Annotated in this window: 19 protein-coding genes; 6 read left to right on the forward strand and 13 right to left on the reverse strand. The window is 55.2% G+C overall.

Translation table 11 applies throughout. The features are described 5' to 3' along the window. Positions 1-12 precede the first annotated feature (12 nt). The 5 genes from HP555_RS07005 to HP555_RS07025 all read right to left on the reverse strand — a co-directional run bounded on the left by HP555_RS07005 (position 13) and on the right by HP555_RS07025 (position 6,701). A complete protein-coding gene (locus tag HP555_RS07005; protein WP_233249100.1) occupies positions 13-1,473 on the reverse strand; it encodes a GTPase/DUF3482 domain-containing protein in 1,461 nt (486 codons plus the stop codon). After that, a complete protein-coding gene (locus tag HP555_RS07010; RefSeq protein WP_199260932.1) occupies positions 1,470-3,083 on the reverse strand; it encodes a DUF2868 domain-containing protein in 1,614 nt (537 codons plus the stop codon). The genes HP555_RS07005 and HP555_RS07010 overlap by 4 nt, the downstream gene beginning before the upstream one ends. A 114-nt stretch (positions 3,084-3,197) precedes the next feature. Continuing rightward, positions 3,198-4,259 (reverse strand): adenylate/guanylate cyclase domain-containing protein, encoded by a 1,062-nt coding sequence (locus HP555_RS07015; RefSeq protein WP_199260934.1) that lies wholly within the window; start codon positions 4,257-4,259, stop codon positions 3,198-3,200. Position 4,260: 1 nt separating this feature from the next. Further along, on the reverse strand, positions 4,261-5,364 hold the full coding sequence (gene aroC, locus HP555_RS07020; protein WP_199260936.1) for a chorismate synthase: 1,104 nt from the start codon (positions 5,362-5,364) through the stop codon (positions 4,261-4,263). Positions 5,365-5,669: 305 nt separating this feature from the next. Continuing rightward, the gene (locus tag HP555_RS07025; RefSeq protein ID WP_199260938.1) at positions 5,670-6,701 is read right to left on the reverse strand and encodes an SDR family oxidoreductase; all 1,032 of its coding nucleotides are present in this window, start codon (positions 6,699-6,701) and stop codon (positions 5,670-5,672) included. A gap of 133 nt (positions 6,702-6,834) precedes the next feature. Here HP555_RS07025 and dinB point away from each other — a divergent pair, with 133 nt between their 5' ends. Beyond that, positions 6,835-7,929, forward strand: coding sequence for a DNA polymerase IV (gene dinB / locus HP555_RS07030; RefSeq protein WP_199260946.1), 1,095 nt, complete (start codon positions 6,835-6,837; stop codon positions 7,927-7,929). Positions 7,930-8,031: 102 nt separating this feature from the next. Here dinB and HP555_RS07035 read toward each other — a convergent pair whose 3' ends face one another. Further along, the gene (locus HP555_RS07035) at positions 8,032-9,735 is read right to left on the reverse strand and encodes an NAD-dependent epimerase/dehydratase family protein (protein ID WP_199260948.1); all 1,704 of its coding nucleotides are present in this window, start codon (positions 9,733-9,735) and stop codon (positions 8,032-8,034) included. Between the two features lie 165 nt (positions 9,736-9,900). Here HP555_RS07035 and HP555_RS07040 point away from each other — a divergent pair, with 165 nt between their 5' ends. Further along, a complete protein-coding gene (locus HP555_RS07040) occupies positions 9,901-11,193 on the forward strand; it encodes a BaiN/RdsA family NAD(P)/FAD-dependent oxidoreductase (RefSeq protein WP_199260950.1) in 1,293 nt (430 codons plus the stop codon). A gap of 22 nt (positions 11,194-11,215) precedes the next feature. Here HP555_RS07040 and HP555_RS07045 read toward each other — a convergent pair whose 3' ends face one another. Together HP555_RS07045 and HP555_RS14210 are read right to left on the reverse strand one after the other, a co-directional pair. After that, complete coding sequence (locus HP555_RS07045; RefSeq protein WP_199260952.1) at positions 11,216-12,703, reverse strand: esterase/lipase family protein; 1,488 nt, start codon at positions 12,701-12,703, stop codon at positions 11,216-11,218. A gap of 415 nt (positions 12,704-13,118) precedes the next feature. Continuing rightward, positions 13,119-13,244: a hypothetical protein gene (locus HP555_RS14210; RefSeq protein ID WP_269846834.1), complete on the reverse strand. Its 126-nt coding sequence runs from the start codon at positions 13,242-13,244 to the stop codon at positions 13,119-13,121. 50 nt (positions 13,245-13,294) lie between these two features. On the opposite strand from HP555_RS14210, the gene HP555_RS07050 reads away from it, so the two are divergent. The 3 genes from HP555_RS07050 to HP555_RS07060 all read left to right on the forward strand — a co-directional run bounded on the left by HP555_RS07050 (position 13,295) and on the right by HP555_RS07060 (position 17,834). After that, the gene (locus tag HP555_RS07050) at positions 13,295-14,596 is read left to right on the forward strand and encodes a uracil-xanthine permease family protein (protein ID WP_199260954.1); all 1,302 of its coding nucleotides are present in this window, start codon (positions 13,295-13,297) and stop codon (positions 14,594-14,596) included. A 226-nt stretch (positions 14,597-14,822) separates the two neighbouring features. Next, positions 14,823-17,063 (forward strand): nitric-oxide reductase large subunit, encoded by a 2,241-nt coding sequence (locus HP555_RS07055; protein ID WP_199260956.1) that lies wholly within the window; start codon positions 14,823-14,825, stop codon positions 17,061-17,063. Positions 17,064-17,294: 231 nt separating this feature from the next. Continuing rightward, a complete protein-coding gene (locus HP555_RS07060) occupies positions 17,295-17,834 on the forward strand; it encodes a hydrolase (protein ID WP_199260958.1) in 540 nt (179 codons plus the stop codon). A 303-nt stretch (positions 17,835-18,137) separates the two neighbouring features. On the opposite strand, the gene HP555_RS07065 is transcribed toward HP555_RS07060, so the two are convergent. After that, positions 18,138-18,392 (reverse strand): hypothetical protein, encoded by a 255-nt coding sequence (locus tag HP555_RS07065; RefSeq protein WP_199260960.1) that lies wholly within the window; start codon positions 18,390-18,392, stop codon positions 18,138-18,140. A 274-nt stretch (positions 18,393-18,666) separates the two neighbouring features. Between HP555_RS07065 and HP555_RS07070 the strand changes: the two genes are divergently transcribed. Continuing rightward, complete coding sequence (locus HP555_RS07070) at positions 18,667-19,812, forward strand: nuclease-related domain-containing protein (protein WP_199260962.1); 1,146 nt, start codon at positions 18,667-18,669, stop codon at positions 19,810-19,812. A gap of 89 nt (positions 19,813-19,901) precedes the next feature. On the opposite strand, the gene HP555_RS07075 is transcribed toward HP555_RS07070, so the two are convergent. The 4 genes from HP555_RS07075 to rbbA all read right to left on the reverse strand — a co-directional run bounded on the left by HP555_RS07075 (position 19,902) and on the right by rbbA (position 24,617). Further along, the gene (locus HP555_RS07075; protein WP_199260964.1) at positions 19,902-20,420 is read right to left on the reverse strand and encodes an HD domain-containing protein; all 519 of its coding nucleotides are present in this window, start codon (positions 20,418-20,420) and stop codon (positions 19,902-19,904) included. Between the two features lie 76 nt (positions 20,421-20,496). After that, a complete protein-coding gene (locus HP555_RS07080) occupies positions 20,497-20,679 on the reverse strand; it encodes a hypothetical protein (RefSeq protein ID WP_199260966.1) in 183 nt (60 codons plus the stop codon). 58 nt (positions 20,680-20,737) lie between these two features. Next, positions 20,738-21,865, reverse strand: coding sequence for an ABC transporter permease (locus HP555_RS07085; protein WP_199260968.1), 1,128 nt, complete (start codon positions 21,863-21,865; stop codon positions 20,738-20,740). A 1-nt stretch (position 21,866) separates the two neighbouring features. After that, positions 21,867-24,617 (reverse strand): ribosome-associated ATPase/putative transporter RbbA, encoded by a 2,751-nt coding sequence (gene rbbA / locus HP555_RS07090; protein ID WP_199260970.1) that lies wholly within the window; start codon positions 24,615-24,617, stop codon positions 21,867-21,869. Positions 24,618-24,620 lie beyond the last annotated feature (3 nt).

Below are 24,620 nucleotides of genomic sequence, written 5' to 3' on the forward strand. Positions count from 1 at the left end.
GGCAGGCAGTATTTACTGTTTGTTGGTTTGTGAGAAAAAATGCCGTGGTGCCTGCTGCACCATCCGATCTTCAGCAATCTCAGTGAACTGGTTGAGCAGCATGTTCACAAGCAGTGCGGCGGTTTCATCAATTTTTTCGATTTGATCTTTGCGTACAGTCTGGAAAAACTGATCGCAGATACCCAGCTGCTCCCGGCTCCAGTGGCTGGTGAAACCTTCTTTCCCCCCTTCCGGTTGTAACAGCGCCGGGTCTTGCCTGTAATCCCGGCGGCCATGGGCCCAGTTGATAACATGCTGATAGAAAAGCAGGCTTCGGTCAAGGAGGATATAAAGCAGTTGAATGTTGTTGACCGGCCCCACCTGCAGCTGTTCACTATCCAGCTTCATCCCCAGGAGCCGTGAGCCGCTGAGCAGCTCCTTGCCTTTCAAGGCGGTGGCACCGGCACCGATCAGACCTCCGACTGCTGAGAATATCCCAAAGGAGGTACCGATGGTGGCGGCATCAATGCCGACTCCGGCCGCTGCACCGAGTAAGGCCCCGGCCAGAATAAGCTGACGATCGGTCAGGCCGAGAAATTTCCAGGTGCGTTGACTGAACAGATCTTCTTCCAGGATGGACTGGGGGGGCAGGTCGAGATGAAAGATGTTGTGTTTGAAGAGTTTTCGGATTGCCTGTTGGGTCCTGCGTTCCTGATCAGTAACATAGGTGAGGTATTGCTGATGAAGTTCCGTGCGCAGGGATTCCTGCCGGCCCTTTGGACAGGGCTTTACCCGTTGATACGAGAGCACGTCTTGCAGAAATGCGACAACAAGGGCCGCAGTACGCTGATTGCGTGCTTTCCAGTCCTCCTTAAAGGCCTTGATCACGAATCGGAGGGTTGGTTCCAGTTGCTGATCAATGCTTTTCAGGCTCTCCAGCAGCTCAATCCGTTGCCGATAGGTGGCCCGGTGGGCATTAAATATCCGAACCGCATTGAAATGTTGCCGAAAGGTGGCAAGCCATTTTTCCTGGTAAGCACTTTCTTCTTCTTTGCAGTTGAGCACTGCCATACGGGGGGCACCACTGAGACGAAGGATTTCCATCTCCACCTGGTCCACATTTCTCAGCGGTCGCGAACCGTCAGCCACAAAGATAACCCCTGCTCCCGCCGCCACCGGCCTGAGCAGTTCGCAGTCGTCGGCAAAGAGCGGGTTGTCCTGATGGGCGTGAATGAATGCGGGCAATAACTCCTCAGGTCCTTCATGGTTCTGTAACCAGCGGAGGGTCTGACGTGGATTCTGAAAACCCGGGGTATCAATGAAACGAATAATAGTCCGGCCGTCGATGCGCACAGGGAACGTCCGGCAGACAGCCGTTTCACCGGGAACAGGGCTGACCCGCACCGAGTCATCTTCAGCAAGCGTTGAAAGAACAGAGGACTTCCCTTCGTTGGGATGACCGATGATGGCGAATTCGGGTATCTGTGACATCATGACTGTATCAGGGGGCGTACTTCGAGAAAGGCGTCTCCCACGACCTGCATCTTCTTGGTCCAGATCTGCAGGTGTTGCAGATCAACCGGTGTCAGCATGGTTGCCGGTGTCGGCCGACCAATCAGGAGCAGGATGATGGGTTTATGGCGGCCGATCAGCAGTCGCAGGTTGCGCAGCATCTGTTCTGTCTCTTTAAGTGGCGGCTGCCAGGCTTCCTGAAGGATGAAGATACCGGCTGTCATCTCGCCGATGTTCTGAGCATCCAGTTCGTTGTCGCGCGCTGTTTGCAGCGTTTCCAGGCCGTCGTAACGAATCCAGCCAAAACTGACATGGGGTTCTATTTTTCGCAGATATTCACGTAAAAGGTTTTTTGGGCAGTCGTCGAAAAGCTCATCCGGGATGAACACATACCACTGTTCGCCAATGGAATCCAGGCTCGATTCCATTGGTCTGTCTGCCGGAGTTGCCGGTACAGACAAGGAAGCCGCTGCTTTCTGCGATTTTCGGGAAGACGTCTTTTCCAGCATGCCACTGGTGTCAACCTGTGCAGTGGTCATACGCAGCAGAAGCCTGCGGGTCTTCAGATCGTTGCCGTAAAGTCGCTCCACAGCTTTTTGCTGGTAGATCAGACCTGCAACAAGTAAGACGCATCGGGGCAGTAATCCATAGACCAGCACGGCACAGACCAGAAAAGGCCACCAGGAGATGAGATCAGTGGTGGCAAGATGCGCAATGCCATCCTTCAGTATTATCCGGCTGCCCTGAATATGCTCAAGACCCGGCACAGCCGCGGGAAGAAACCACGACCAGGGCAGGGCCGTCCATTGGACAAGGGCAGCTATTGTCTCAGCGGAAAGTTGCAGGCTTGACTGCCAGGCAAAGGCGATATCAGAAAAAGTTACCTTGGCCAGGGTGGCAATGATCACCCCGATGTTAAAGCCGATACCACCCAGTTGCAGAAAGATGAAACCCGGCCGGATAAACAGTGCTGCCAGCTCCTTACGTTGATACATCCCGCTGGTAAACGAGGCCATTTCAAGGCGCTGTCGACCTGTCAGCAGGGGGTGCATCTTTTTGTACAGCCAGTTCAAAGCGCGTATGAACAGGCGGTTTATCAGTCGATAGGTTATGGAGGATGTCAATGAGCGTTGGCAGAGACCACGGTAGATGAAGAGTGCACCCTGTGCCCCGAGCAGTGCGAGCTGGAGGAGCACAAAGAGACCGAAGTACAGGGAAATATTTAAAGGTGCAGTGCCTGAGTAGAGGAGAAGAGAGCCGGCTGCACTCAGACCGGTGAACAGGCCCAGCAACAGGATCAGCCAGCTGCAGAAAAAGGAGAACTCCCGCCAGATTGCACCGGGCAAGGGCGTGTCTTCGTGTTCACCGGCATGTTGATACTGGTGCCGACGGCTGCTTACCCACTCCCGGACCAGCAGGGAGTTTGAGTGTTCTGTCGTGTGTTCGGATCGCCGGGGTTTAATTGCGGTGAGATAGATTGTTCTGTCGCGTTTGTTGAGAGCCGCTGCTCCTTCGCGTTTTTCTATCTCCTCATCGATCTTGAAAAAGTAGTGGAGGTCAATCAGATCAGCGATGTTCCAGCGTTTGGCCACGATCAGTCCTCAGATAAACAACTGCAGTGTCTTTATCGGTATCACGGCACTGCAGGGGGTGGGGCCGCCCGACAGGGAAGACCCCGGGTTGGCGCTCTGATTTTTTTCTTGTCCTCAATGTTGTTTTTCTCCTTCGAGAAAACAGGTGAGCTGGAAACCCTTGCCCTTCATATTGACTTCAGCTGAACAGGAAAAACAAAAATCGCGGTTCAAGCGGGAGCGAACCGCGTGGGAGGCGTTGATACGCATGGGCTCGGAGAGTGTCTGCAAACGGGCGGCAGTGTTGACCGTATCACCAAAGATATCGTAGAGATACTTCTTGGTCCCGACAATTCCGCCGATCACCGGTCCGGTGTGAATGCCGATCCGTACCTCCCACCTGTGGTTGGCTGTTTCGTTTCGCCTGGTTAAGTAGGCGATCATCTCCAGGGCTGCAGTTGCAGCATGCTGGGCGTGGTATTGGTTGGGTTCGGGAAGACCGGCAACATAGAGGTAGGCGTCCCCGATGGTTTTCATCCGTTCACAGAGATTGGCCTCGGTAATCTGATCAAAGGCGGTAAAAAGATCGTTGAGTTCACTGATCAGGGTTTCCGGGGGGAGAAGAGTGGCCGCCGAGGTGAACCCGACAATATCCACAAAGCAGACGGTTACCTCGGCATAGTGCTGGGGTGTGCATGAACCTTTTTCCATCAGTTCCGCCGCCACCTGAGCAGGCAGTACGTTGAGGAGCAAGGCTTCGGATTTTTGCTTTTCCAGTTCCAGTTGCCGGTTTTTTTCGGTCAGTTGTCGCTGCAGGCGACAGATTTTAAGATGGGTGCTGATTCGTGCCAGAACTTCCGATGGCTGAAACGGCTTGGTAATGTAGTCAACGCCACCGGCGGCAAATCCGTTGACCTTGTCACTGGTATTGTCCAGGGAAGAGATGAAGATGATCGGAATCTCAGAGGTTGCAGGATGTTTTTTCAATAAGCGGCACAGTTCAAGTCCATCCATCTCCGGCATAAGGATATCAAGAAGCAGGAGATCCGGCCGCTTTTGGGCAATCTCCGCCAGAGCCTCCTTTCCACCGCCAACCAGTCCGACCTCATAGCCTGCCTTTGAAAGGAGGTTGTACAGGATCTTCCGGTTGATCAGCGAGTCGTCAACAACCAGGATTGAGGCTGGTCTGTCAGGCATTTCACCCCCGGAGGTCTAGAGTGCCGGGTCGGCGTGATCGTTGGTGGAGCGCCATATCGATGAGAACAAGCGCCGCCATGGATTCGACGATGGGTACGGCCCGGGGTACCACGCAGGGGTCATGTCGTCCCTTGGCTGCAAGGGTTACTGTCTTGCCGTCAAAATCGACAGTTTCCTGAGCTATGCCGATGGTCGCCACTGGTTTGAAGGCCACCCGGAAGATGATGGGCTCACCGTTACTGATCCCGCCCTGGACACCGCCGCTGTAATTGGTGCGGGTGCCCAGCGTTGTACCTTTCTGAATAAAAGGATCGTTATGCTGACTGCCGGACAGGCGGGTACCGGCAAATCCGGAGCCGATATCAAAGCCCTTGGTGGCCGGCAGGGAAAGCATGGCCTGGGCCAGACGCGCCTCCAGTTTGTCAAAGACCGGTTCCCCTAAGCCGACGGGTACATTGCGGCAGACACAGGTCACCACCCCACCGGTGGAATCCTTGGCATCCAGCACCTCTCTGATGCGGGCGGTCATACGGGCGGCTGTGGCCGGGTCCGGGCAGCGGATCGTCTGGCTGTCGACCTCGGTCCGGCTGATCTGTTCGATGTCCGCAGGCGGAGCTTCAATATCACCCACCGCACTGACCCAGGCCACGATCTCGGTGGCATAGGTCTCGCGCAGCCATTTCTCAGCAATGGCACCGGCTGCAACCCGACCGATGGTCTCCCTGGCGCTGGAGCGGCCGCCGCCGCTGGAGGCGCGGATACCGTATTTCATCTGGTAGGTGAAATCAGCGTGGGAGGGGCGGGGGATATTGCTCATCTCACCATAGTCCTGTGGCCGCTGGTCCCTGTTATGTACCAGAAGCATGATCGGGGTGCCCAGGGTGCGACCGAACTCGGTTCCGGAATAGATCGTGACCTGGTCCGCCTCCTGGCGGGGGGTTGAGAGGTCGGACTGGCCGGGACGTCTGCGGGAGAGTTGCGGCTGGATGTCGGCCTCGGTAAGCTCCAGTCCGGGCGGACAGCCGTCAACAACAGCACCGACACCCTTGCAGTGCGATTCGCCAAAGGTGGTGACTTTATACAGGGTTCCCAGACTGCTGGACATATGGCCTCCGGACTGTGGTCAATGGCGTTGCGTCGTACAACGTGTGTGAGCGTTGAGCATGGCGCGGCTTCTGTTCTTTTACAGCAGAGGATTGTACCTTGTTTCGTTGCTCAACCAAAGATTGAATCGTTATAATCGTCATTTTATGACGGCAACAGCTGCCGAACAGATGAGGATAGTGACACGTGGCGACACGCTGGGCCCAACAAAGGGTCGGGTCAGGCTCCCCCATCATATAAAAAAAGACTTTTGCCGGGTTTGTCCCGGGCCGGTTGTTTATTGCAGGGTTGTTTTACAGAGGTCAATTACGGACCTAAAAGTTTGTCCATGTACCAGTCCGCCGCCTTATCCAGTCCTGATTGGATTGAAAATTCAGGGGTGTAGCCGAGCAGTCGCCGCGCCTTGCCGATATCAGCCAGGGAATGACGGACATCTCCGGCCCGGAAATCACGATAGACCGGCTCGGCCGTTGCAACGGACGGTGCCCGGTTCGCCACACGCTCTCTGATCAGGAGGAAGAGTTCGTTGAGTGTGGTGCGTTCACCAAAGGCAACGTTGTACACCTGGCCCGCCACCTCTTCACCGGCGGTGGCGGCGAGGATGTTCGCCTGTACACAGTTGTCGATGAAACAGAAGTCACGGCTGGTCTCCCCGTCACCGTTGATAAAAACCGTCTCGTTTTGCAGCAGCCCGGCAAACCACTTGGGGATGACCGCGGCATAGGCGCCGTCCGGATCCTGCCGTTGGCCGAAGATGTTGAAATACCGCAGACCGATGGTTGCAAATCCATAAGCACGATCAAAGACATCGGCATACAGTTCATTGACCAGTTTGGTCACTGCATAGGGTGAGAGTGGATTGCCAATCTGCTCTTCCACTTTGGGCAGGCCCGGAAAGTCGCCATAGGTCGAGCTGGAGGCGGCATACACCATGCGCCGTACCCGGGCATCCCGGGCAGCCACCAGCATGTTGAGAAAGCCGGTGATATTGCACTCGTTGGTGGTGATGGGATCTTCAATGGAGCGGGGAACCGAACCAAGTGCCGCCTGGTGGAGGACATAGTCAACGCCGGTGCAGGCCTCACGGCAGGTGGACAGGTCCCGGATATCACCTTCAATAAAGCGGAACTGTTGCCAGGCTTCCGGTGTGACCCGTTCCTCAACTTCGGTGAGGTTGAACTGGTATCCTGTGGCAAAGTTGTCGAGACCAACAACACGTTGTCCGAGATGCAGCAAGGTTTCGAGAAGGTTGGAGCCGATAAAACCGGCAACCCCGGTCACCAGCCAGGTGGTCGGCTGGGCTTGAAGATATTCCAGACGATCTTGATAGATCTGCATGGTCATTATTTCCCTGTTTGTTGAAGTGTTGTATGGTATCGGTGTCGTTGCCCGGTACTGGTTTGCCCTGAATCATAGCCGTGCGCGTACCGAGCGTCAATGACGATACCACTGTAACCTCCAGATACCTGTTATGCCACTTCTCCGAAAAATTATTCATATTGATATGGATGCTTTTTTTGCTTCGGTCGAGCAGCTGGATCGGCCCGAGTTACGCGGGAGACCGGTCATTGTCGGCGGCAGGCCGGAGAGCCGTGGCGTGGTGGCGGCCTGTTCCTATGAGGCCCGTCGCTTTGGTATCCGTTCAGCCATGCCAAGCGGCCGGGCTCATCGGCTCTGCCCCCAGGCTGTTTTCGTCAAGCCTCGCATGACTCGGTATAAGGAAATGTCACGACAGATCATGACGCTGTTTCACCAGTATACAGATCTGGTCGAGCCTCTGTCTGTGGATGAGGCCTTTCTCGACGTGACTGCCAACCCGCTTGGTGAGCCGTCAGCCACCCGGATGGCTGCAAGGATTCGCCGTGAAATTCAGACAGCCACCGGTCTGACCGCCTCGGCAGGTGTCTCGTACAATAAGTTTTTAGCCAAAATCGCCTCCGGCTACCAGAAACCGGACGGGCTGACCGTTATTGCTCCAGCGCAGGCACAGGGGTTTCTGGCTGTCCTGCCGATCGGTAAGTTCTATGGCGTCGGCCGTGTTACGGAAGGCCGGATGCACAGCCACGGTATTCATACCGGTGCGGATCTGCTTCGTTTTTCCCGTGAGGAGTTGACGGCGCTGTTCGGCAAGGTCGGCGGTTTTTTTTACGACATGGCCCGGGGCATCGACACCCGGCCGGTCTCACCGATCCGCATTCGTAAGTCCATTGGTGCGGAAGTCACCCTGCCCGCTGATGTGCTCGATCTGTCCAAGGTCACAACGATACTGTTTGAGCAGGTGCAGCGTGTTGCCCACAGTCTGGCCGCCCATCAGACCGGTGGCCGTACGCTGACGCTTAAAATCAGGTACAGCGACTTTACGACCATCACACGTTCCTGCACCACTGCTGATGGATTTTTTGATGCCGATGACATGCTCCGACAACTGCCCCGTCTCCTTGCCGCCACTGCGGCCGGCTATCGTCAAATCAGACTGCTCGGTGTCACCGTGGCGAACCTGTGCACTGAAAAAGAGGCGCGTTCTCTGCGCTTGAGGCAGTTATCTCTGCCTTTCCCGTCAGGCTGACTCTGTGGACAAGGTGATCTGTCGTATGTTCACAGAGGATCTCAAGTGTATTACCGGTCGGGCGGGTACGGAAAACAAGGTATTTCCGCACCTGGTCCTGTTCTACTCCCTGATCATGGGACTAGTCCAGGAGTGAGCCGCCATCGCGTCGTTGCACAACTCCTCAAGTTGCACGATCACCGCCTCTAAACGACGGTTGTCGGCCGGTGGCGGCGTTTTCCTCAACTCTTCACGCAACAGAGGCGATTGGCGTCGTGCCAATTCGATCTGATCTTCAATCTGGTCGATGGCCATATGAATGGTCATGGTGATATAGTCGTCAGCTTTGACTGGCTGTTTTTTGAATTCGAAGTGTGAGCGGAACTGTTCGATCAGGTGCTCACCCATGACAAACAGGCTGTGAGAGATGAGTTTGTTCGTAAACCCCGAGGACAGGGGCAGAAAGCTGATGGTGTGGGCATACTGTTGCATCATCGGCCGGTTACGGGTGCGAAGAACCGTGACAATCAACTGGTAGAGCAGCTTCGCATGGGAACGTGCCACGGTGCTGCTCACAGCCTGCAGGTCAGTGGCAGCGCCGGCTGTCTCCCGGTCCGGTCCGGTATCGCGAGCAGCCATTGCCGGGGCGGTTGCCGACCGGGTTGTGAGCTGTGTTGTAATGGCATCTACCATGTCATCACGGGCATTGGTCAGGGCTTCACAGAGCCGGTCGTGGAGAAGCAGCTGGGGACGATACGCGGTTTTAACCAGCATGGCCTCGTTCCAGCTTCGCCAGAGTTCCGGGTTCTTTTTCATGTTTTCAACGAGAAAGACCAGCCTTCTGATGATGGTTTTACGCGGTGTTACCTTCCAGTCCAGGTGATCGCGGGTACGGGCGCTGTCCGCCACCAGCTGCTGATCAATGTAGTCAAGCATCCAGAGCCGTTCAAAGGGTTCTTTGCCCTGGAGGTGACAGAGCACATATCGGGCAAGGACCATGGGTTTGAGAAGCCATCGAGGGGTAAAGAACGGTTTGCGTGGGGCATTGTAATAAAACTGGGTGGCAACATTGAAGAGTTCCAGATGTGAGACAGCCCCGTCCGGGCCGCCGTTGAACACGCAGATCTTCTCCAGCTCGTTGCTTTTGTCTAAGATCCGCAAAAACAGCTGCACCAGATCATGCACGTGGATATAGGGAATGGCTGAACGGCCACGACCGGCAAGGATATGGGATTCGAGTACTTTTCCGGAGCACCAGTTGTTGAGCATCGTGTACAGTGGCGGATACTCACACCAGTCGCTGAACACCGCAGCAATTCTGACGATGGCGCCGGGCACCCATTGGGCATACTCATGGATCAGTTCCTCACCCTTCCGTTTACTGCGGGCATACGGAATCGGGGCGTCGGGCGCTGTCTGTTCATCCACAGTCACTCCAAACCGGCAGGCCGCCTGGGAGCTGGCAAAGATAAAGCGTTTAACGTGCAGCTCTTTAGCCAGATCGAGCATGTTCCTGGTGCCCCACACGTTGGTTCGCACATATTCAGGATGCTCCTGGTTGGTGAAGTCGTAGTAACCGGCCAGGTTCACCACATAGTCGATACCACCATGGTCTCGCAGTCGTTGACTGTTGGCAAGCAGTTTGTCCCGGTCGGCGATGTCAACCTGAATCCAGCGCAGGTTGGCCTCCGGCTGGACACCGGCCTCTTCCATGGAGCGGCGGGCCACACAGAACAGCCGGAAGCTGCCGCCGGCCGCCTTGATAAAGTTGCGTCCGACAAATCCGGATGCACCGGTGAGTAGTATTCCTGGCAGTGTTGCATCCATATCTCCCCCTGTCGACAGGCCAAGGCAGTTCATAGGCGTACATGGGTACTGTTCGTATGGATAGAAAAAGGAAGCGGTTCTGTCAAGCAGGTACACATCTTTTTCGTTGTCAGGCAGATGTGAGATTATGCTGTTTTTTTAGAGGGTATGGTGTAGGACATCTCCATGCAAAAAGAATCTTCCTCAACAGACAGGTACAGAGACAGCAAACCCATTGACTCACCGGTACACTGTCTTGTGGTCGGTGGCGGTGCGGCCGGTCTGCTGGCGGCAGGGCAGGCGGCCCTGGCCGGGGCGGATGTGCTGGTGCTTGAAAAGATGTCTCGCCCGGGCCGCAAGCTGGCGATTACCGGCAAGGGGCGGTGCAATCTCACCAATGTTGCACCTATAACGGAGTTCATCGACCATTTCGGGCCCACCGGTTCTTTTCTTCGCCAGGCCTTTCACCGGTACTTTACCAGTGATCTGCTCGAATTTTTACAGGAACTTGGAGTGGCCACGGTCACCGAACGGGGCGGGCGTGTTTTTCCCGCATCCGGTGGCGCACCGGAGGTGGTAACAGCACTGCTTCGCTGGCTTGAGCGCTGTGGTGCTGCTGTGCGCACCGGTGCACCGGTTGAGCGTTTGCTGATCACCGATCAGGCCGTCACCGGTGTTGTCTGCAACGGTACGGTTCTTCCCTGTTCCACCCTGATCCTTGCCACCGGCGGCGCCTCCTATCCGCTCACCGGTTCCACCGGCGACGGCTACCGGCTGGCCGAGCAGGCCGGGCATCGTCTTGTTCCTGTCCGTCCCGCCCTGGTGCCGCTGATCACCGAGGGTGAGTGGGCCGGCCGGGCGGCTGGTTTGCAACTGCGCAACACCCGGGTGCAGCTGTACATCAGCGGCAGAAAACAGGCTGAAGCCTTTGGCGAATTGACCTTTATGCAGTTCGGTCTCAGCGGTCCGGTCATTCTCACCTTAAGCGGTCGGGCGGTGGATGCTCTGAGACAAAGACTGGAGGTACATCTGGTGCTGGATCTTAAACCCGGCCTTGATGAGAAAAAACTTGATGCGCGACTGATTCGTGATTTTGAACAACGGCACCGGGAGCCGCTTGACAGCGTGTTGCGCGGCCTGCTCCCGCAGGAGCTGGTGCCGATTGCCCTGGAGCTCAACGGGTTGGCCCCTGATCGACTGGCCGGCACTGTTCGCAGTGTGGAGCGTAAACAACTCCGTCACTGGCTGAAGAACTGGCGGCTTCGTATTGTCGGGCATCGACCGATGGCCGAGGCCATTGTCACTGCCGGCGGAGTCGATACCCGTGAGGTGGATCCCCGTACCATGGGCTCCCGGCTGGTACGGGGTCTCTTCTTTGCCGGTGAGATTCTCGATCTCCAGGCCGACACCGGTGGCTACAACCTTCAGGCCGCCTTTTCCACCGGCTGGCTGGCAGGACGTGCTGCGGCTGCTGGGTAACCCGGCCTGCGGTACTGTCTTGCTACCGCCATCTTCCTGCGGTCAATCGCAGCTTGCCCTTGAATCCCTTGGCAGATTGCAGGGGGATGATGAATGCATTGCCATCGTCTTGCGCATCCCGCCCACGGGAATCACTCCAGGCGTCATCGGTCATGTTGTAGCGTACGTTCCAGCTGCCTTTATCAGGGGTGGCACGGATAACAATGGTGTCGCGGAACAGGTATTCACCCGGAATTTTCCGGTCTAAAAACAGAAAACCGTCAATCTCATACTCTGTACTGGAGACGCAGAGCTCCACGCCAAAGACCAGGGTCCGCCCGATGGTGATCTTGGCTGTATCGAGAAAGACCGAGAACAGCACCGGCATACGTGGTGTAGTGAGGCCATCGACCCTGTCGACCCGAAGAATCTCGTCATAGGAGCGAAAGATTGCCGAATAGGTCTCTTTGCGGCGTTCGGTGAGTTTGTAGTCAGCACCGCGGGGAGAGACTGTGGCCTCGAAAAAGTAGGAGACACGGACCTTCTTTTTTTCATCATAGGCCTTTTGCACGGTTGGCGGCAGAGGCAGGTTGTCCACCTCCAGAACACCGTCCACCAGCACGTTGCCAAACAGAAAACGGGTCAGATTCTGATACCCCTCCTCAGAGTTGACAATGCCGAAGGGACCGCTATGACTGCGATGCACAAAGGCGCGGCGGGTATTTTGCACTGCGGCGTTTTCGATCTTGACCAGGCCGTCACTCATCTCACCGGCCATGACTCGGGAAAGACCGGCAGCTGCACCATAATCCTTGTAGTTTGTCCCCACCAGACAGAAAAAACGCTCCGGATCAAAGGTGTTGTTGAGATCGTCAACCCGTTTCGGCTTGCCGGGAAGGGCCAGGTATTCGGCCATCTTGTCGCGGCTGAAGTTGTTCATGTCAAACAGACCGAGAAAATCGGGCACGTTGATCCCGGCTATCTCAATACCGTTGTGGGGAGTGGCATAGGTAAACACCTTGTCCACCAGTTTTTTGACGGCTGGTTCCGACACCTTCGGGTTCTGGAGGAAACAACGGCAGACCAGGCCACCCATGGAGTGGGCCACCAGATACACCTTAAAGGCCTGTTGCGCCTCCTCATCATCCCCGCAGACCTGGTCTCTGATCTTTACAATCAACTCACCCAGCCCGGCCGCCGCCTCGACGATCGACGGGACCTTGCCACTGCCGAGATCCGTATCAGCCTGTTCATAATAGCGGTAAATGATGATGCTGCGCGGCGAGATTGTATCCGTACGCTCCTGACCGTCCTGGTAGACGTCAAGATAGCCGTAATCTTTCATGAGCCGGACCAGTGGTGACTCAAAGATATGCCGGGCCACCTTGCCGGTCCAGTCCTGACGGGTTTTGGTGGCTCCCAGGTTGAACCCCATATAGGGGGTCGACACCGTGGCCTCGATTTCATTTTTGGTCATGGCGTACCCACGGACATAGATGATCGGATAAAAGGGCGGGGTGATCAGCGTCATGTCATCCTCCTGATAATGTGGGGCGAAAGGGGAGATGCGGACTGCAGCCGCACCGGTTTAAGCACTGTATCGAAATTACGCTGTTTCGACCTGGTTGACTGTACGGTTGGAGCAGGTCCGGCAGCGGGGCCACTGCTGGTGTGTCATTTTTTAGACCTGCCGGTGCCTGGAAAAAGAGGACCATAAATACGGGTTCAAGGCAAGGTACAATTGGCGTGGAGAGCCGGAGGTTTTCTTTTTTATCTTTTTTATACTGTCGTGATCAATGCTTTTTTTGCCGGATGTGTGCTGGGTACCGGATACGGCACGGTGATCCAGGTTCAAAAGGAAAACCAGCGATCGATTATTTTGGTGCTTGTTGTTCCCCCTGGTATTGGGTAAGGTGTCATTCTAAACTTGTTACCTGATGATATTATTAAGAATTATTATTTTCTCTTTTGCTGTTGATCAGCCATTCGATATTTCCGGAAAGCTCAACGATCCGGTAGAACATTTTTTGTGCAGGTCGTCGGCCGGCTCGCCATCGGGCCTCAGCAGACATGATCTGTCCTCTCTGTACTCAGTTTTTCCTGACACGGGTGATCCGGCATTATGAGCCTTCCTGACATTCGATACAATATTGACGATCAACCGCCTCCCGTCGCCCTGTTTCTTTTTGGTGTGCAGTGGCTGGCTGTCATGGGGGTAGCCGCCATCATTATGGGGAAGGTGGTGGCAGCCCTGCACTATACCGACCCGGCTGCCCAGTTTCTCTACATGCAGAAACTCCTCTTTTTAATTGCCGTGGCCCTGATCGGCCAAATTTTTCTGGGGCACCGTTTGCCGCTGGTGGTCGGGCCGGCGGTTATCCTGCTGGTGGGGATTATCTCCAGCATGCAGCAGGATATCGCTGCGATTTACTCCAGTATCATGATCGGCGGTCTGTGCCTGAGCATACTCTGCGCCTCCGGTCTTTTTCGTTATGTGGCCCGACTCTTTACAACCAGGGTTGTGGCCACCATCCTTATCTTAATCGCCCTGACCATCACCCCCACTATCCTCAAACTGGTGTTGACTGCACCAGGTCCGGACAGGGTACCAGCCAATCTGCTCTTTGCCCTTATCCTGCTGCTGACCATGATTGCCGGCGATCGCCTGCTTAAAGGAGTCTGGCGTTCAACCCTGCTTGTCTGGGCACTCATCGGCGGCAGTCTGGGCTGCGCCTGGCTGCTTCCCGGCACCACGGCAACGTATCAGAGCAGTTTACCGCTTTTTGCACCGATGTTCAGCCAGTGCACAACCAGTCTGAGTTTGAATCCCGGCCTTATTCTCTCCTTTTTGATCTGTTTTGTTGCCCTGGCCATTAACGATGTGGGCTCCATTGAATCCATCGGCAAGCTGCTCAATCCGCCGGAAATGGAGCGACGCCTGACCAGGGGCATGGTGCTGACCGGTATAACCAATGTGGCGGCCGGTTTTCTGGGGGTGATCGGTCTGGTGAACTTTTCCCTGACCACAGGTATCATTGCCTCCAACGGCAATGCCTCCCGGATCAGTTTTCTGCCTGCAGGCCTGATTCTGTTACTGGTTGCCTTTATGCCGCCGGTGGTGGCCTTTGTCTGGAATGTGCCGGCCGTGGTGGTGGGAACTATCTTACTGCACATCATGAGCATGCAGCTGGCAGCCGGTCTGATGGTGGCCTTTGGTACCTCTGGTTTTACGTTTCAGGACGCACTGGTTATCAGTCTTCCGGTCATGGTGAGTGTGATTGTATCGTACCTGCCGCCGGAGGCGGTGGCGTCTTTTCCTGCGCTGCTGACTCCCCTGGCCGGTAACGGTTTTGTGGTGGGTACCCTGACCGTTCTTCTGCTGGAACATGTGCTGCTGCGCCGGGCAGTGGAACCTGGAAAGTGATGTCCTGTCCGGCAGGGTGCCGCAGCGCGTACCGGTGTTTCCAGAGTGCTGCGGGTGTGTTGCCGGCACGCGCATCTTTTCTGTTGGTGAGGCTGACTGCCTGTTAAAAAATAAGGAAACTACTGTTCTCTCTTTTTTTTCCCGACAAAACAAAGTACACACCGAATGTGTGAGGAAAGGTTTAACACTGTGGTAGTTGCTGCATACAGCTAAAGGAGGACAAGCAATGACAAATCCAAAGGTTCGAGCAGTTTTTTTCTTTTGTCTTGTGCTGGCTTTCGGTGTTTTAATTTTCGGCGGTTACATCATTTACAAAGAAAAACCGCCCATCCCTGACCAGGTCACGGATGTCTCGGGGAAGGTTCTCTTCACCGGTGCGGATGTGATCGATGGCCAAAACTATTTTTACAGCAGAGGCGGTCAGCATATCGGTACTATCTGGGGACACGGAGCCTACCTGGCACCTGACTGGTCAGCCGATTTTCTGCACCGGATGGGACTTTTTCTGGCAGCCAGACATTTCGGTCTGGACGCGGAACAGGCGGCCGGCTTCACAGACAGCGACTTCAAACAGCTCAACCCTGCTGAACAGGCGCAGTTACAGGTACAGGTCACCCAGGAGATGAAGAAGAATCGGTACAATCCGCGTACCGGTGTCCTGACCTTCACTGATTTTCAGGCCGAGTCCTTTGCAGCACTGACCGATTATTACACCGAACTCTTCAAGAACGGTCACGATCGCATGGCCCTGCAACCGGGCATTGTGCGCAGTGCTGAAGAGGGACGCCTGATAACCGTGTTCTTTGCCTGGCTCTCCTGGTCCGCAGGTACACAGCGGCTTGATGCCGATCATACCTATACAACCAACTGGCCCTATGATCCGCTGGTTGGCAATGAACCATTGCCGGACTTTCTCATCTGGTCCATTGTCAGTGTGATCCTGCTTATCTTTGCCATAGCCGGGGCACTGTTTGCCTATCAGCGCTACATCGGCCAGGATGAGTATCCAGCTACACTGCAGCTCGATTTTCCGGAACCCCAACCAACCAGCAGTCAGAAAGCAACACTGGTGTACTTCCTCACTGCCATTGTTTTATTCACGCTGCAGCTGGGGCTGGGGGCAACCACAGCGCACTTTACGGTGGAGGGCAACTCGTTCTTCGGTATTCCACTGGCCTCTTTTCTTCCCTATGCCGCAGTGCGTACCTGGCACATTCAGTTATCCATCTTCTTTATTGCCACCTGCTTTCTGGCCGCCGGCCTGTTCATCGGACCGTTTGTCGGCAAAGAGCCAAAGGGACAGACCTTTTGGGTCAACACCCTTTTCGGGGCCCTGGTGGTGGTGGTGGTCGGTACTCTGGTCGGCACCTATCTTTCAGTGGCTGGTTTTTTTGACGGCGACGGGTTCATGTTCGGTCATCAGGGCTATGAGTTCATCGAACTGGGGCGTGCCTGGCAGCTGCTCCTCATCGCCGGGATGATCATCTGGCTCATTCTGGTCTGGCGTGCCATCCGACCGGCCATGCAGGATGAAAAAGATGCCGGCGGGCTGACCCACATGCTGTTGTACAGCTCCATTGCCATCCCGCTTTTTTACATGGCAGGTCTTCTGTACGGCAAGGGAAGTCATCTTTCCGATGCCGAGTACTGGCGCTGGTGGGTGGTGCACCTGTGGGTGGAGGGCTTTTTCGAGGTGTTTGCCACGGTGGTGATGGCGTTTTTGCTGTCCCGCATTGGTGCCGTCAGCAGAAAGTTTGCCCTGACCAGTGTGTACTTCATTGTTTTTCTGTACCTGGGCGGTGGAATCATCGGTACCTTCCATCACCTCTACTGGAGCGGGACCCCGACTGCTATTATTGCCCTTGGCGCTGTTTTTTCCGCCATGGAAGTTGTTCCGCTTTCCCTGTTAGGGTTTGAGGCTGCGCACAACCTGCGGGTTGTGGACGCCGGTGGCAAGGCCTATGCCTATCGGTGGCCCATCTACTTTTTTGTGGCTGTTGCTTTCTGGAACCTGGTGGGTGCCGGTGTGTTCGGCTTCTTGATCAACCCACCCATTGTCCTGTACTATGCCCAGGGTATCAACACCACACCCATCCATTCCCATGGAGCACTGTTCGGTGTCTACGGCATGCTTGCCATCTCGCTGATGCTCTTTTCGGTCCGTCATATTGTGACCAGGGCATCCTGGTCCGATCGTTTACTGAAGTGGAGTTTCTGGGGATTAAATGGCGGACTTGCGGGGATGATGGTCTTCAGTCTGATCCCTTCAGGTTTTTATCAGTTCTACCATGCCATCAAAGAGGGGTTGTGGTATGCGCGCAGCCCGGAGATCACCTCCGGGGAGTTTATCCGTACCGTCACCTGGATACGCATTGTTCCGGACATGATCTTTGCGGTGGGCGCTCTGGCACTGTTGCTCTTTTTGTTGCGGGCCATTCGCATCAGCTTTTTTTCAAAGACGCAATAAACCATGCATCAGGAGGCGGTTCACCGCCTCCTGAAGTCGCCGAAGATGACTCCGCACTGTTGCAACCGGATGGTTGCAGAAAGTACTGTTCACACACAGGCCATCAACAGCCTGTCCTGCTGACAGCCGCCATCAGGTTGCAGAGAAAACAGGACTGTTTGTTCTGTTTTCTTTTGTCGGGCTGAAGGCGGCGAGACAGTGAAGAGACGCAGGAAAAGAAGAGGAGGGGAAATGATACGCAGGGAAGATACCGGTCTTCTGGTGATCGATATTCAGGGAAGGTTGGCGCAGATTGTTCATGAAAGCGAGCAGATGCTTGCCAATACGGCCAATCTTATTAACGGCGCGCGTCTTTTGCAGCTGCCGGTGCTGTGGTTGGAGCAGAATCCGGAACGGCTTGGGTCGACAACTGCATCTCTTGCCGAATTGCTTGCCCCGGCAGAACCGATTACCAAGTACACCTTTGACGCCTGCAAAGAACCGTCATTTGTCGAGGCCGTCCGTCGTACCAAGGTGTCCACCTGGCTTGTCTGCGGGGTTGAAACTCACATCTGTGTCTATCAGACGGTCATGCACCTGAAAAAGTTGGGCTATGATGTGGAGCTGGTGTGTGATTGCGTTTCTTCTCGTACGCTGTTTAATAAACAGCTGGCCATGGAGAAGATGGCTGCCCGGGGTATTGGCATGACCAGTGTGGAGATGTGCTTATACGAGCTGGTGGTGGACTGTCGGGCCGGGGAGTTCAGAGATCTTCTTAAGATTGTCAGATAGACTTTGGGGGTGTTGTTCGGGCAAGCTGTTGTCTGCGAACTTCCTCTCGATACGGTTTGTTCCTCCCGGCCGTCCGCTGTAAAAAAAGAAGCGGCAGAATGTTTATGTTTCTGCCGCTTCTTTTTTTTAAATGGTCACCTGCAACACCGCTGATTCTGTCATGATCGGTGTAGTACACTGCAGTCCGATGCTTCTGTTTATGAAAGACGGATGAAGCAGAAGGAGTTGCTCATATGGTTTAGTATCCGTCACATCACAGAGCAGCGGTGTCAGGTCTTATCACCTTATGGTGACAGCCTTCTGTTAAAATTGCTTGCCTTCAATATTTTTTCGTAACTGCGCGATTTCCAGACCAAGGGATACGCACTGTTTGTCGTCCATGCAGTAGTCGGCATCCGTAGTCGCCAGGTAATGGTCCAGCTTGTGCACATCTTTTTCAAGATGAACCACCCACATCTTCTCCTGTTCGTCCCAGCTCACATCGACATTCATACCACATGCGCCGATATCAGGGTAGAGAGCCGTGATCTTGTCGCAGAGTTCTTTCTTGTCGTGCATTGTCATTCTCCTTTTCGTCGATAGGTTTGCCTTCTGCCGGTGACGCTGAACAGCCTTTTGCAGTGCGTAAACGACACCAAATTATCGTAGCCCCACTTTAACCATTTTTGGCGGAATAACCAGCGAAAAGCAGGGAAACAGGTTACTGCCGATCAGAAAATTTTGTGACAGGCATGTTTTGTGATATTCTTTTAAAGAGCCGATAAACGGAACGATGCAGATTTTTTATACGCCTCGGGCCTGTTCTTTATCAGATTATTTTCTCATTAGTGTCATGATTATAAAACAGCCGGACGATAAACAGTCGCAGATAGCGTTTCTTACCGAGCTTCTTGTCCATCCTGAGGCTGACTCCACCACCAGAAAGAACATCCGGAAAGAGATCCGCCTCATGCAGGCGGGTATTAAGGGTGAGAAGGAAGCTGCCTATGAGATGAAGCTGTATTGGGGTCACTCGAAGAATTGGATGGTTCTCAACGATTTACGTATAGAACACAATGGCTTTGCCGCTCAGATAGATCATCTGCTCATAAACCGCTGGCTTGAAATGTGGGTCTGTGAGAGCAAACATTTTGCCAATAGCGTCGAGATTAATGAGCATGGCGAGTTTCTGGCGTTTTCCGGGAACAAGTCCTGCGGTATTCCTTCGCCCATTGAACAGAACAACAGACACATTCTGATCCTGCAGCGGTTTTTTGACTCCGGAGTGGTCAAGTTGCCGACTCGTCTTGGTTTTACTCTTAAGCCTGTCCTGAGAAGTCTGGTCCTGGTGTCCAAAGGTGCCAGAATCGACAGGCCAAAGAAAAAGATTGATGAATTGTCCTGTGTTGTCAAAAACGATCAGCTTTTCAAAACCATCGATAAGGCGCTGGATGAGAGTAACCCGCTCATAATGGCGAAGCTCATCGGGCAGGGAACTCTGGAAGAGGTAGCCCGGGATATCGCCGGACAGCACAAACCAATTCAGTTTAACTGGGCTGCAAGGTTCGGTCTTTCCACCATCGAAAAAATGCCTGTATCCGTTGTCTGTGAAGCCGTGCCATCCTGGCAGAAAATCACCGACTCAAAGGCCACGGCAACAGATCCGGGAACAAAACGTGCCGCTGGTGCCGCCATACTCTCTCCGGAGAAGCAGCATACCTGTCATGCCTGCGGCACAGCCATAACCGATAAGGTGGTCAGGTTCTGTCTGGGAAATATATCCAGGTTTAGCGGCAAGGTGTACTGCCTGGCCTGCCAGAAAACTGTACCTGCTGCAGGTAAATGCTCAGCTGAGCCGGCATTGAACAAGCCTGGGCAAAAACGCATCTGTCATGCCTGCGGTGTACCCCTCACCTACAGTGTGGCCAGGTTCTGCTGGACCAACACATCCAGATTTGGTGGCCTTCTGTACTGCATGGATTGTCAGAAGACGGTCTGATCAGGCAGATACAGGGGCAGGCCGGAGATGACCATCTTCGCCTGATATTCCAACCGGCTTACCTCAAAGTGCCGCTTGCAGCGGAAACCCTACAGACTGCCTGTTTTAGAAAGTCGGCCGAGAATGTTGTCCGGTACAAAGCCGGTGAGGCTTCGCTGGGTGGCCCACTGGATGGTCTTGGGGTCTCTTGCCGCCCCGGTGCAGAGGAGCTTGGGGTCTGGCGTTTTTCCGGCCCGCGCGAGATCCAGACGATCTGCATCAAAACAGGTCTGCACCGTGCTGTCGGCATGGGTTGTGGCCCTGGTGTGCAGACTGCACGCTGTATAGAGCAGGTCAAATTCGTCATCCGGCAACTCAAAGTATTTTCCCCGATATAACCTGGCCAGCTGTGCACCCCGGGGGCCATGCTCCATGTCCCGGCCATCTGTAAAACGGCGGCTGTCATGAAACACAGCAAACAGCCGTACCACATTAGTGCTAGCACCAGTGGACTGTGCCAGATGCAGGCCATTATCATACACCCTGGCCCAGTGTCCCACCCCGTGCAGGCCGTTCCAGTCTACCTCAAATTGGTTTTTAACTGCTTGAATAAGTTCGATATTGATCATGGTGTGTACGTTGTGTGTGTGGTTTGTACAGTGAGAAAATCTCTTCCGACAACCCTCCTTGTCAGGCAGCAGGGTTTCAGATGAACCGGTCCAGAAAAAAGAGACCAACAGCAGGCAACAGCAGGATGATCACCACCCCCAGACAACCGCTGCTGTTGCGCGGCTGTCTCTGCTCTTTGCTCATCTCTTCAAAAAGAATGCAATCCAGAGCCGGGTCGTCATCAAGCAGTCCGTCCGGCTCAACAGGTTCATGGTTCATCAGATCCTCTATGGTCCAATTGCCTGGTGATGTGCCCCGTTTTTTCCTGTCAAACTGTTCAGGCCAGCTGGGAGATCGTCTTGCGAAAACGTTGTAAAGAGAGCATAGAGAGCAGGATACCTATGATGAACAGGGCCAGAAAGGGTTTCCACACGGTTTCAATTCCGGCCCCGCGAAACAGGATGGCCTGACCAAGTTCGACAAAATGGGTAGTTGGCACGACCTGCATTAGATCCTGCACAAGTTCGGGCATACTTTCCCGGGGCGTCCGCCCTCCGGACAGCATGTTCATGGGCATGATGGTCAGCATGAGCAACAGGCCGAACTGCGGCATACTGCGCGCAACAGTGGCCATGTAGATCCCCATCGATGTCATGGCAAACAGGCAGAGCACCGTACCGCACAAAAAAAGCAGGATGGAACCTTCAATCGGCACCTGCAGCAACCCGCGCACCACCAGATGAAGCGACAGTGCCGTGGCTGCCAGCACCACCAACCCCATGGCGCAGATCTTTGACGCCATGATCTCACCGGGTGTGATCGGCATCACCAGCAGATGTTCGATCGTGCCGTGCTCACGCTCGCGGATGAGTGCAGCGCCGGTGAGGATGATGGAGAGCATGGCCACCGAGTTGATGACCTCGGCAATACTGCCGAACCAGGACTGTTCCAGGGTGGGGTTGAACCGGATGCGCAGGGCCAGATCCACAGGCAGTGCCTCTGTGCTGCGATAACGATGAACAAATTCGTTGATCTCGGCAAGGACAACCTGCTGGATATAGCTGTTGCCGGTAAAGGCCTGACTCATGCGGGTAGCATCGATGTTCAGCTGGATTTCCGGGTTGCGCGATGCCAGCACATCACGTTGAAAATTCGGGGGAATATTCAGAACAAACGTAAACTCGCCACGGTCCATGCCCGGGTCGGTCTCACGCTGGGTAATCATCTTCGGCCGCGTGAACTCCGGCGGATAAAAGGCTGAGCTGATGCGGGCGGACAGGGGTGAGTTGTCCTCGTCCACAATGGCTATGGCGGCGTTGTGCATGGTTTCCGGCTGCGAGGTGGCCGCAGTATAGATCGAGACTGTGAACACGTAGAAGATGAGGATCATCATCATCGGGTCGCGGGCCAGGCTCCAGAGTTCCTTGCGGCCGAGACGGAAAACATTTTTAAGTGTCCGCGTCATGTCATTTCTCCTGTTTGCGCAGCAGCGCAACGGCTGTGCCGAGGATGACAGGTACGGCGGCTGCCAGCGGCCACAGCGCACTGTGCAGGTCGGAGAACACCAGGGCTTTGTTGAAGACACCGCGGCTGATGATGAACATGTGGGTTGCCGGATACACTTCACCGGCCAGACGGCTCAAGCCTTCCATGGCAGATACAGGGTTCAGAAGCCCGGCCAGCTGAACAGCGGGCAGCATTGTGCCGATCATTGCAAAGAACATGGCCGCGATCTGACTGCGGGTGGCTGTGGAGGCAAGCAGCCCCATGCCTGTGGAGATGATGCAAAAGAGCAGGGTGGCTGCAGTCAGGGTCGGAAAACTGCCCTTGATCGGTACACCAAAGACGGTTACTGCCAGAAGGCTCATGCAGAAGAAGTTGATCATGGCCAGGAAAACGTAGGGCAGTTGTTTGCCGATCAAGAATTCAGTCCGCGTCACCGGGGTGACGTAGAGGTTGATGATGGAGCCCAGCTCTTTTTCGCGGACCACTGCCAACGCGGTGAGCATGGCAGGCAGCATCAGCAGCAGCAGCGGAATAACCGCTGGTACCATGGCAGGCAGACTTTTTACGTCGGGGTTGTAGCGGTAGCGATCCTGGATAGTGGCATTGGGCATGGCACCTGTTCCCAGGCGTTCCTGTGCCTGCATGGCCAGCCAGTGGCGATGCAGGCCCTGTACATAGCCTTGCACAGTCTCGGCACGCTGCGGCATGGCGCCATCAACCCAGGCACCGATCTCCACCTTCCTGCCGCGCATCACGTCTCGCCCGAACCCCGGTGGTATTTCTATGGCCAGCGAGATCTTGCCGCGTCGCATGCGTTGATCAAGATCCTGATAATCCACCAGGGGCGGTTGTTCAATAAAGTAGCGTGAACCGGAGATATTGAGCGCATAGTTGTGACTTACGGTTGTCTGGTCGCGGTCCAGCACTGCATAGCGCAGATCCTCCACATCCATGGTAATGCCGAACCCCATGACAAACATAAGCAGCAGTGAACCGACCAGGGCCAGGGTTGCCCGCACCGGATCCCGCTGGAGTTCAAGCGTCTCACGCCAGGTGTAGCTGAGCAGTCGCTGCAAACTGAAGCGTTGGTGTCGGGCCGGGGGCTCATCAGCACCGGTGAGCACTACCTGCCCGTTGTCCGGACGTTGTCCCTGCTCCTCCGGTTGCGTCTCACCTTCAGCTTCAAGCAGATAGCCGATGAACGCATCCTCCAGGGTTGCCGCCCCGCGTTTTTTCACCAGATTGGTCGGGGTGTCGCTGTCAAGCACCTTGCCGGCATGCATCATGGACATGCGATCACAACGTTCGGCCTCGTTCATGAAGTGGGTGGAGATAAAGATCGTGACCTTATCCCGACGCGACAGCTCGATGAGCAGTCGCCAGAAGTTGTCGCGGGCCACCGGATCGACTCCGGAGGTGGGCTCGTCCAGGATCAGCAGCTCGGGTTTGTGGACCATGGCCACGGCCAGAGACAACCGCTGTCGCATGCCGAGCGGGATGGATGCCGGCAGGCGATCAAGGATCTGTGTCAGGGCAAAGCGCTCGGCCATTTCCGCCACCCGAGCCGCAACCTCTTGTTCCGGAACATGGAACAGCTGGGCATGCAGTACCAGGTTCTGCTTCACGGTCAGCTCATTGTACAGGGAAAACGCCTGCGACATGTAGCCGACCCGTCGCCGGGTATCGATATCTTTGGGGTCAACCGCATGACCAAACAGCCAGGCCCGACCCTCGGAAGCCGGTAGCAGTCCGGTCAGCATCTTCATGGTGGTGGTCTTGCCACATCCATTGGAGCCCAGAAAACCGAAGATCTCACCGCGACGGATGCGAAAGGACACGTTGTTCACTGCGGTGAAATCACCAAAACGAATGGTCAGCCCCCTGGCCTCAATGGCAATGTCGTCCTCATCCACTGCCAGCGGAGGGATCACCACCGGCACATGCCCCTGTTTTTTGTCCTCCGGCAGCAGACGGATAAAGGCCTCTTCAAGGTTGGTGCTCTGTGTGCGTTCCAGCAACTCAGCCGGTCGGCCTGTCGCCAGAATCCGGCCGTCATCCATGGCCACCAGCCAGTCAAAACGCTGGGCTTCATCCATGTAGGCGGTTGCCACCACCACGCTCATGGATGGCCGTTCAAGACGGATGCGATCGATCAGCTCCCAGAACTGCCGGCGGGCCAATGGGTCCACGCCGGTTGTGGGCTCGTCAAGCAGCAGGAAGTCCGGATCATGGATAAGCGCGCAACACAGACCGAGCTTCTGTTTCATGCCGCCGGACAACTTGCCTGCCGGACGTGAGAGAAATGGAAAAAGACCGGTGCTGTGTGTCAGATCATCGATCCGGCGCCTGCGCTCTTTGGCATCATGACCGAACAGCCGGGCAAAGAACTGCAGATTCTCTTCAACCGACAGAGTGGGATAGAGATTTTTCCCCAGGCCCTGGGGCATGTAGGCAATGCGCGGACAGACTGTATCGCGATGGCGTTTTTTTGCCATATCACCGCCCAGTACTTCAACTGTGCCTGTTTGAATGATGCGTGCGCCTGACAGCAGGGACAGTAAGCTGGACTTGCCCACACCGTCGGGACCGATGATGCCGACCATGCAGGCGGCAGGTATGTTCAGGCTGATAGTGTCAAGTGCAGCGGTGTCCCCGTAGTGCAGACTCACCTGCGTAAGGCGGGCAACGCCGGTTGCCGGCAGTTCTGGCATGCC

This window comes from Desulfobulbus oligotrophicus (assembly GCF_016446285.1).
GTDB classification, from domain to species: domain Bacteria; phylum Desulfobacterota; class Desulfobulbia; order Desulfobulbales; family Desulfobulbaceae; genus Desulfobulbus; species Desulfobulbus oligotrophicus.